The sequence below is a fragment of the Clostridium sp. ATCC 25772 genome (assembly GCF_001573875.1).
Lineage (GTDB): Bacteria > Bacillota > Clostridia > Clostridiales > Clostridiaceae > Clostridium_J > Clostridium_J senegalense.
The window spans coordinates 1-10,064 of the sequence record NZ_LFRG01000072.1 but is presented as its reverse complement, the minus strand read 5'-3'; the positions used below and the strand labels follow the sequence as shown (position 1 = coordinate 10,064).

General features: G+C 26.7%; 5 protein-coding genes, 1 tRNA gene and 1 rRNA gene. All 7 read right to left on the bottom strand.

What is annotated here, in order from left to right; translation table 11 throughout:
• Positions 1-312 precede the first annotated feature (312 nt).
• Positions 313-2,517 carry a cell wall-binding repeat-containing protein gene (locus AZI32_RS16210; protein WP_061996883.1) on the bottom strand — a complete coding sequence of 735 codons (2,205 nt, stop codon included), beginning with the start codon at positions 2,515-2,517 and terminating at the stop codon, positions 313-315.
• A 214-nt stretch (positions 2,518-2,731) separates the two neighbouring features.
• Positions 2,732-4,933, bottom strand: a complete 2,202-nt coding sequence (locus AZI32_RS16205; RefSeq protein ID WP_061996881.1) for a cell wall-binding repeat-containing protein — start codon at positions 4,931-4,933, stop codon at positions 2,732-2,734.
• Between the two features lie 999 nt (positions 4,934-5,932).
• Positions 5,933-7,945, bottom strand: coding sequence for a methyl-accepting chemotaxis protein (locus AZI32_RS16200; protein ID WP_061996879.1), 2,013 nt, complete (start codon positions 7,943-7,945; stop codon positions 5,933-5,935).
• A gap of 840 nt (positions 7,946-8,785) precedes the next feature.
• Positions 8,786-9,133, bottom strand: coding sequence for a PH domain-containing protein (locus tag AZI32_RS16195; RefSeq protein ID WP_061996878.1), 348 nt, complete (start codon positions 9,131-9,133; stop codon positions 8,786-8,788).
• A gap of 22 nt (positions 9,134-9,155) precedes the next feature.
• A complete protein-coding gene (locus tag AZI32_RS16190) occupies positions 9,156-9,587 on the bottom strand; it encodes a hypothetical protein (RefSeq protein ID WP_061996877.1) in 432 nt (143 codons plus the stop codon).
• Between the two features lie 127 nt (positions 9,588-9,714).
• Positions 9,715-9,790, bottom strand: a tRNA-Lys gene (locus tag AZI32_RS16185).
• Positions 9,791-9,795: 5 nt separating this feature from the next.
• Positions 9,796-9,913, bottom strand: a 5S ribosomal RNA gene (gene rrf / locus AZI32_RS16180).
• Positions 9,914-10,064 lie beyond the last annotated feature (151 nt).

Sequence of the window (10,064 nt, the reverse complement as noted above, 5' to 3'; positions counted from 1 at the left end):
AAAAATAGTGAGGAAATGCTTTTCGATTATGCACTTCCCCCTACTTTGGAATAAATTAGCTTAGCTTTACGCACATGGGGTTCCAAGTTGACTCTTAAAATTATCCATTCCAAAACTTGGATACCTAAAATAGTGAGACATGCTCCGAATCACTTAGAATTCAACACTGCATATTGTATGAAAATATTTTAAAGTTATTAAATAAATTTAAATTGGAGCTTGTTTCCTTATATTTTTAAATATAAAAAGCATATTCTCTAATCCTAAAGGATTATAAAATATGCTTTTTATATAAAATAATTTTAATTTTAATTATTTTACAACTATTCCATTATTATTTAAATAGTCATCAGAAATTATTGTTGAAGATCCTAATATATAAGTATCATTTATTTTTTCATAATTATTTCCTATAGCATCTATAATTGTATAATTTGTTGTATTACTTGTATCACCTAATATAATTATATTTCCTTCTTTAGCTGCTAACGGTGCTACTGATAATGCATCTGGATAATTATTTCCAACTGCAACATATACTTTTGAGAAATCTATACTATTTGAAAATGTTGAAATTACATTTTTATTAGTTTCATATCTATTATTTCCATTAATTCTTGTTGCATTTGGTAATTGCTTTACAAGTTCATCTGAAATAACAGTAGTTCCTCCAACTACATATGATTTAGTAAATTTTTTATTCTCTATAAAAGATTTTACATTACTGTCTAGTGAAGATTTTTCTGTTAATATTATAGGCATATTATTAGTAGCCGCTATTGATGCTATTGATAATGCATCTGGATAATTTAATCCATTAGCTACTGTTACAGCACCATTGTTATCTATTTTATTACCTACTAGAACAGATGTTTCATATCTAGTAACTCCACCTAATCTTTCTATATCTATCCCCATAGATTTTATGCTTTGCTCAACGTCTTTAGATATTACAGTTTCCCCTCCAATTATAAATACTTTTTTAGTATCTAATCTTGTAAGTTCGTCTTTAAGTCCTTGTTCAAAGCTATTTTTTCTTGTTAATAATATAGGTGCTGAGCATTGTTTTGCAAGAGGTACTGCACAAAGTGCATCTGGATAATCTTCGCCACTTGCTAGCACAACATTAGCTCCCTGTCCATCTTTCCATCCTTGTTTGGAAACTTCATAGGATGTTGCATATCTATCACTACCAAATAATCTATGTCCATTTATTCCTTTAATTACTTTTACATTTGAATAAGCTTTAAATCCACCGCTTTCTGTTGTAGCTGTTATTACTGCTTCACCTTCTGATATAGCCTTAACATTTCCATTACTATCAACAGTAGCTATATTAATATCGCTACTTGTCCACGTAACGTTCTTATCACTTGCATTTGCAGGTTGAACATTTGCAGTTATTTTTTTATTATAACCTTCAATTAAATATAAATCTTTATCACTTAAAGTTATGCCTTCAGTTGGCACTGGATTTCCAGGAGTTAAATTAAAGTAATTAATTATACTATCATATAAAGCTTGTGCACATATTTCTCTATATTCAGGAGTTTTCATTTTAACTTCAATTGTAGGATTATTTATAAAATCTAACTCTGCTAAAATTGCAGGCATATAAGTTTCTCTTAGTACACAGTAATTAAAAGTTTTAACTCCTCTATCTACAGAACCAAGATTGTTTACTAAACTATTTTGAACTTTTGTCGCTAAATCTCTTGCCTCATCAATTCCCGGTCCAAAACTATCATGTATATAAGTCTCAGTTCCCTTTACATTTGAAGTTATTGAAGAATTATTATGTATTGAAACAAATATATCCCCACCAAACTTATTTCCCATATTAGCTCTTGCCATTAAATCTTCTCTTTCAGTTGGTCCTAACTCAACATCAGTTGTTCTACTCATTTCTACAATTATGCCTTTAGCTTCTAATTTTGATCTTAGCCTTAATCCGACATCTAAAGTCATTTCTTTTTCATTATATCCAGTTGGTCCTATTGCTCCTGAATCTGTTCCACCATGTCCTGGATCTACAAAAACTTTTAACTTACCACTTGCAGCTCTCAGTTTTGGATTATCATTTAACCTCGGAAAATTAGTAATTAAATTATTTTTATTATAATCCTTTATTATTATGGTAAAAACAACCTTAGCATCTCCTACTATGCAATAAATCTTTGCCGTACCATTTTGTTTTGCTGTAACATTTCCAACAGCATCTACAACTACCATATCACTATCTGAACTTAACCAAATAAATTCATCTTTTTCATCTCCACCTAATGATATAACATGATCTCTAAGGCTTATAGTTTCCCCAATTTCCAATCCTAACGGCTCTGTTGTTACCTCATAATTATCATTATATTTGCTGATTTCAGTTTCAAATTCATAATAATGATTCTCTTTTGCAATTGCTACTGTTGAAAATATAGAACCAATTATTAAAGTTAAAACTACTGATAATACTGAAGCTTTTTTTAACTTTTTATAGTTTAATTTTTCTCTAATCTTCAAATTATCCCCCCCTTTAATTAAATACCCTTAAATTTTAAAATGGATAATAATAATGGATAATAATATTTGTATTCGTCATCTTTTTGTAAAACCCTTTATTTTAAACCATTTTATTACAAAATATAGTGTTTTATCCTAATTTAAATAAATAAAAAGGCATACCCTTTAAACTTATAGGATATACCTTTTTATATGAAAATAGCTTTAAATTAAATTATTTAACAGCTATTCCATTATTATTTAGATAACCATCAGAAATCATAGATGAAGAACCTAATATATAAGCATTATTTACTTTATTATAATTACTTCCCAAAGCATTTATAATTGTGTTATTTGTTGTATTACTTGTATCACTTAATATAACTATATTTCCGTCTTTAGCAGCTAACGGCGCTACTGATAATGCATCTGGATAATTATTTCCAACTGCAATATACACTTTTGAGAAATCTATACTATTTGAAAATGTTGAAATTACATTTTTATTAGTTTCATATCTATCATTTCCACTAATTCTTGTTGCATTTGGTAATTGTTTTATAAGTTCATCTGAAATAACAGTAGTTCCTCCAACTACATATGATTTAGTAAATCCTTTATCTTTTATAAAAGATTTTACACTATCATTTAGTGAAGACTTATCTGTTAATAATATAGGCATATTTTTATTTGCTGCTATTGCCGCTATTGACAACGCATCTGGGTAATTTAGACCATTAGCTATTGTTACCTCTCCATTACTATCTATTTTATTACCTACTAAAACAGATGTTTCATATCTAGTATCTCCACCTAATCTTTCCACATCTATACCCATATCTTTTATGCTCTGCTCAACGCTTTTAGATATTACAGTTTCCCCTCCAATTATAAATACTTTTTTAGTATCTAATCTTGTAAGTTCATCTTTAAGTCCTTGTTCAACGCTATTTTTTCTTGTTAATAATATAGGTGCTGAATATTTTCTTGCAAGAGGTACTGCACAAAGTGCATCTGGGTAATCTTCTCCACTTGCTAAAACAACATTAGCTCCTTGTCCATCTTTCCATCCTTGTTTAGAAATTTCAAAAGATGTTTCATATCTATCACTACCAAATAATCTATGTCCATTTATTCCTTTAATTACTTTTACATTTGTAGAAGCTTTAAATCCACCATTTTCTGTTGTAGCTGTTATTACTGCTTCGCCTTCTGCTATAGCCTTAACCTTTCCATTACTATCAACAGTTGCTATATTATTATCACTGCTTGTCCATGTAACGTTCTTATTACTTGCATTAGCAGGCTGAACATTAGCAGTTACTATTTTAGTATAACCTTCAGTTAAATATATATCATTATCACTTAAATTTATACCTTGAACTGGTATTGGATTTCCAGGAGTTAAATCAAAATAATTAATTATACCATCATATAATGCCTGTGCGCACATTTCTCTGTATTCAGGAGTTTTCATTTTAGCTTCAATTGTAGGATTACTTATAAAATCTAATTCTGCTAAAATTGCAGGCATAGATGTTTCTCTTAAAACAGCAAAATCTGCAGTTTTAACTTTTCTATCTACAGAATTAAGTTTACTTATTAAATTATTTTGAACTTTTGTTGCTAAATCTCTTGCTTCATCAATTCCAGGTCCAAAACTATCATGTATAAAAGTCTCTGTTCCTAATGCTGCAGGAGTTGCTGAGTTATTATGTATTGAAACAAATATATCTGCACCAAATGAATTTCCCATATTAGCTCTTGCCATTAAATCTTCTGTTTCATTTGCACCTAAAGCAACATCAGTAGTTCTACTCATTTGTACAATTATACCTTCAGCTTCTAATTTTGACTTTAATCTTAATCCAACATCTAAAGCCATTTGTTTTTCTTGATAGCCAGTCGGTCCTGTTGCACCAGGATCTACTCCTCCATGTCCCGGATCTACAAAAACTTTTAACTTACCACTTGCAGCTCGCAACTTTGGATTGTCATTTAGTTTTGGGAAATTAGTAATTATATTGTTTTTGCTATAGTCTTTTATTATTATAGTAAAAACAAAATTAATTCCCTCTGACACTCCATAAATTTTCACTGTACCATTTTGTTTTGCTGTAACATTTCCCACAGCATCTACAACTGCCATATCACTATCTGAACTTAACCAAATAAATTCACCATTCTCATCTCCACCTAATGATACAACATATTTCATAAGGCTTGTACTTTCTCCAACCTCTAAGCCTAATGGTTCTGTACTAACCTTATAATTTTCACTATACTTGCTAATTTCTTTTTCAAAATCATAAGAATTATCATCTATTGCTAAAGCCATAGATGGAATAATAGCTGCAACAATAAATGTTAATACAAGTATTAATGATGAAAATCTTTTTACTTTTAAATATTTTAAAAGTTTTTTATTCTCCACAAATATCTCCTCCTTTTAATTTTAATAGTTAAATAAAAAAATTGAAAATTAAACTCATTATCATTTTAAAAATAAAATAATTTTCATAAGTATTTTCAAATTAAATTAATTATATAACATATATCGTAAAAAATCCAAATTATTTTACATATTTTTTCTATTATTGATTAAATATGATATATTATCTATATATTAAAATATTATTTTAGATATGAACAATTGTTAGAATGTTAAAATAATTAGTTGATTATATTCATATGATTTCATATTATATATATATCATAGTATATAGAGGTGATTTCATGCCAAATCTTGACCCCAATAATTATACAAGATATCAGGAAGAAAAAAATAAGCATAATACAAATGGATTAGATAAAAAACTCAATTCTTTACCAATAAAAACTACTATAATATCTGCTTCAATTATATTTCTAATATATTTATTTCTACTTTTCTTTATAAATTAGAAGACACAGTCTCAAAATAAAATCATACTTTTATTTTGAGACTGATATAGGGAAACAAGCTCGAATTTAAATTTATTCAATAACTTTAAAGTATTTTTATACAAAATGTAGTGTTGAATTCTAAGCGATTCAGAGCATGTCTCACTATTTGGGGTATCCAAGTTTTGGAATAGATAATTTTAAAAGTGAACTTGGAACCCTATATAGGGAAACAAGCTCAAATTTAAGTTTATTCAACACTCTTAAAATATTTTTACACAAGATATAGTGTTGAATTCTAAGTGATTCGGAGCATGTCTCACTATTTGGGGTATCCAAGTTTTGAAATGGATAACTTTATGAGTCAACTTGGAACACTATATAATATTCTAAACTTATGCATTTATCAAGTGAGAAAATTTAAGATTAAACAGCTTAGTTAATAGTTCTTAACTTTTAACTAACTATAGTTATACTTATTTTTTCTTAACTGATAACAAAAATTTGGTATATAGCTTTAAATCTAAAATTGTTTTCCTATATACAATAATTAGAATTTGAACTTATTTACTTCTCCCATCATATCTAATGATTTAGTTGTTAACATTTGCGCACTTCCTGCCACTTCTGTACTTGAATTATTTAGTTCTTCTACAGAAGCAGAAATCTCCTCTGAAGAAGCTGATATTTCTTGTGATATAGCTGATATTTCTTCAATTGTATTAATTATATTGTTTTTATTTTCACTTATACCATCAAAAGAAGTGTTTATATCAGTTATCTTTGGAACTATATATTCAACCAATGCTGAAATTTCCTCAAAGGATTCCATTGATATTTCAACATTATCTTGTTGTTTTTCCAAATCACCATTTATTAATACAGTTTTATTTACTATTTCTTTAGTATTCAATAGTAATTTATTTATTATTCTATATATATTTGCAGAAGATTCTTTGCTTTTTTCAGCAAGTTTTTTTATTTCATCTGCTACAACCGCAAATCCTTTTCCTGATTCACCAGCTCTAGCTGCTTCAATTGCTGCATTCAATGCTAATAAATTTGTTTGTTCTGCAATACTATTTATTAAATCAATAATTTCGTTAACTGTTTTTATATCACTATCCATCGATGATATATTGATACTAAAATTTTTAAATTCTTCATTAAAATTTTTCATAGATGAAACAACAAAATTCATATCCTTTGTACTTTTTCCAGAACTTTCTTTTATGTTTAATGCCATATCATTTATGCTCTTAATATGCTTAGTTATTTCATTTATATCTAAACTAAAATCCTCTAACTTATTAACTATACCTGTTAAATCATTAGATTGTTTAGTTGTTCCTCTTGTAACTTCTATTATAGCTTCCGATATGTTAGTCGTTAGTGCCGCAACCTCTTCAGATATAGATGCTAAATTTGATGCACTACAGTCTATTTCTTCCCCTGAATTTTTTATTTCCTTTACCATTGATGATATTGAATTTTGAGTATATATCATAGTTTTACATATATCTCCAACTTCATCATTATTATTTAAATACTTCTTTTCAATTTCTCTAGTAAAATCACCTTTTGAAAGTCCTAACATGTGATTTTTTATTTTTATAAGTCCTTCTGTTATTCTATTGCTAAATATTATTACAAATATTGAAAATAAAATTATTATCATTAAAACTATTCCTATTATAGTATTTTTAAGACTGTTTAATCCATCTAATAAATCATCTTTATGTATAGCTACCCCTAAGGACCATTCTGTTCCCTCTATGGGACAATAAGCCATATACTTTCTATTACCTTCATATGTATATTCTCCTATACCGGTTTCATTTTGAATCATTTTATTTTCTAATACTATTAATTCTTTTGTATTTGGATCATCACTTCCATCTACAATTAAATTTTCTTGTCTATCAACTATTTCTTGAAATTTCGATGCTATTATTGTACCATCTTTATGAATTATAAAACTCTCACCGGTATTTAAAAATGTTATTTCATTTATTATATCACTTAAATAAGCAGCTGATTTTATACCAACTACAATTTCATCTATTCTATCATTTTCTTTTCTTGGTGCTGATATAGAAGCTATTAATCCACCATTTATCTCACTTTTATAAGGCTTAGATAAAATTCTTTCTCCTGCTATACTCCTTTTAAAAAACTCTTCATTACTAATATTTTCTTTTTTTCCATCATTATAAATAATATTGCCAGATTTATCTGCAATTCCTATTCTTAAATAATTTTCTTTTTTAGCTATATAATCTAAAAATTTTAATCTTTCATCTATTTTTAAACTACTATTTAATGCATCGCTATTAGCAGTGCTATCTAGTGATGAACTTAAAGATAGAGCTTGATTACCTACATCACTTGATGCTATTCTGCTCATTTCTTTCATAAGGTTAGTTGTACTAGATATTAGCGTATTTTTTGATGATAAAAAAGAAAAACACCCTAAAGATATTCCTATAGCTACTACCATAACTAAAGTTATAATTAATAATTTAGTTCTTATACTTTTTAAACTAATTTTCTTTAATCTCATATAAAATTCTTCTCCTTAATATATACAATTTAATTTTTACAGAAATAACTTGCATATACTACATTTCGTGTAAATTTGATATATACTTTACACATTTTACATAAAAATATAATATTTTTATATAAAATAATTCTTTTTTTAATTTAAATTAATTTTAATTAAAAAAATAAAAAAATAAAAAGCATCTATTTTATCTTGATGCTTTTAAAACTTTTCATATTTATATACGTTACATATCTTATAATTTATATGCAAAATATTAAATTTATTACATATTATTTTTCAGTATATAAAAATTGAAATAAGGGAGCACTATTTATTTTCGAAACTCCCCTATTGCCCATTTTTTCAAATAGATCTATCTCCTCTACATAGGCTTAATAGTTAACTAATATAAATTAATAAATCCCTATTAACCAATTCGCTTAAAATTAAAACTATTAAAACTTGTCTTCTACATCATCATAAACCTTAAGATTTTAATTATAATAATCTAACTTAATGTTAAATATGAATTGTTTTGTAATTTATTAATTTCATTCTTTAATAAACATCTAACTTTCATTAAATCTTTAACCTATTTTTAATATAAGTCTATCTATTTTAAACTGCACATTGCAGTAATATAATTTAGTCAAGCTTTTGAATAAACAATTTTAAAATTCAACTTGATATCTTATACAAAGTTAGATATTTATATGACAATTAAATGCAAAATATGCAACCCTATTAAATTATAGGAATTTAGTTAAACTTTTTTAATACCTATTCTAAAAATAATATAACATCGATGTTTTATTATGATTCTAATATATGTTTTCATAGACTATTTTATTACAATTATTTTTTATTATTTATATATGAAATAAATTTATTAATATCTTCACATTCTCCAAATTCAATCACAAAGGATTGTATTTTGCCCTTTAAAAATATTCTATAACCTAGTTTTTCTTCTGACACTTCTACATCCTCTATAACATTATATTCAATAATATCCTTGTATATTTTTAAAAATCTTTTGCTTATAAATCTAATTTTTTTATTTGTTGCAATTACTAAGCCTGCTCTAACGGTATTTTTCCCATTAATGTGTTTTTCCAAAGCTCCACTTACTATAGAAATTATTTCTTCATCTTTTTCAAAATCATCTTTTGCTAAGTTTATTAAAATATCTTTTGATGCCATATTCCCACCCCTATAATAAATCTTATTTCTTTTTAAAACTAGTTATGAAATATTTTATTTCATCTATTATTCCTTTTAATGTATATTGTAAGCTTTTTTTATTTAAATCACAACCACTTTTCCCATATACATCAGCATATTTTAATATAGAAGCTATATCTAAAATTTTGTTATAAATCCCTTCTTCTTCTGCATTAAATATTTCCTCTCTATCAACTATATGATATAAATAGTTGTATGATTTCTGCAAGTATGGGATATCCTTTAAATTTTCCACATTATCCAAAACTTCTAAAATGTAAACTGCACAAGCAATTGCATCTATTTCTCTAAATACACACCAATATTGAAATCCATTAATTATAAAATCTTCATTAATATTATTTATTTTTCTTTTTATGTATTTATAACTCTTTATGCTATCATTTGTTCTTAAAAATTTATCATAACTCATTTTATCACCCTTAAGCTATTTTTATAATGTATTTTAAACTAAATAAATATATTTATTCTCTATATATTTAATTTTATAAAATTTTTATTTTTAAAATCAAAAAAGCCGTAGTATAATTACTACGACTTGGTGGCTCACCGGGGAATCGAACCCCGGACACCATGATTAAAAGTCATGTGCTCTACCAACTGAGCTAGTGAACCATGTTACCTGGCAACAACCTACCCTCCCACACAGTCTCCCGTGCAGTACTCTCAGCGTTATAAGGCTTAACCGACCTGTTCGGAATGGAAAGGAGTGTTACCCTTAAAACTATAATTACCAGATAAATACATACATCAAACAATATTAAAAATCCACTGTTGACATTAACGGATATTATTTAATTAAAAATTTTAATATTGTTCTCTGAAAATTGCACAGTGATTATATTAGGTCAAGCCCTCGACTTATTAGTATGAGTCAGCTGAACATGTT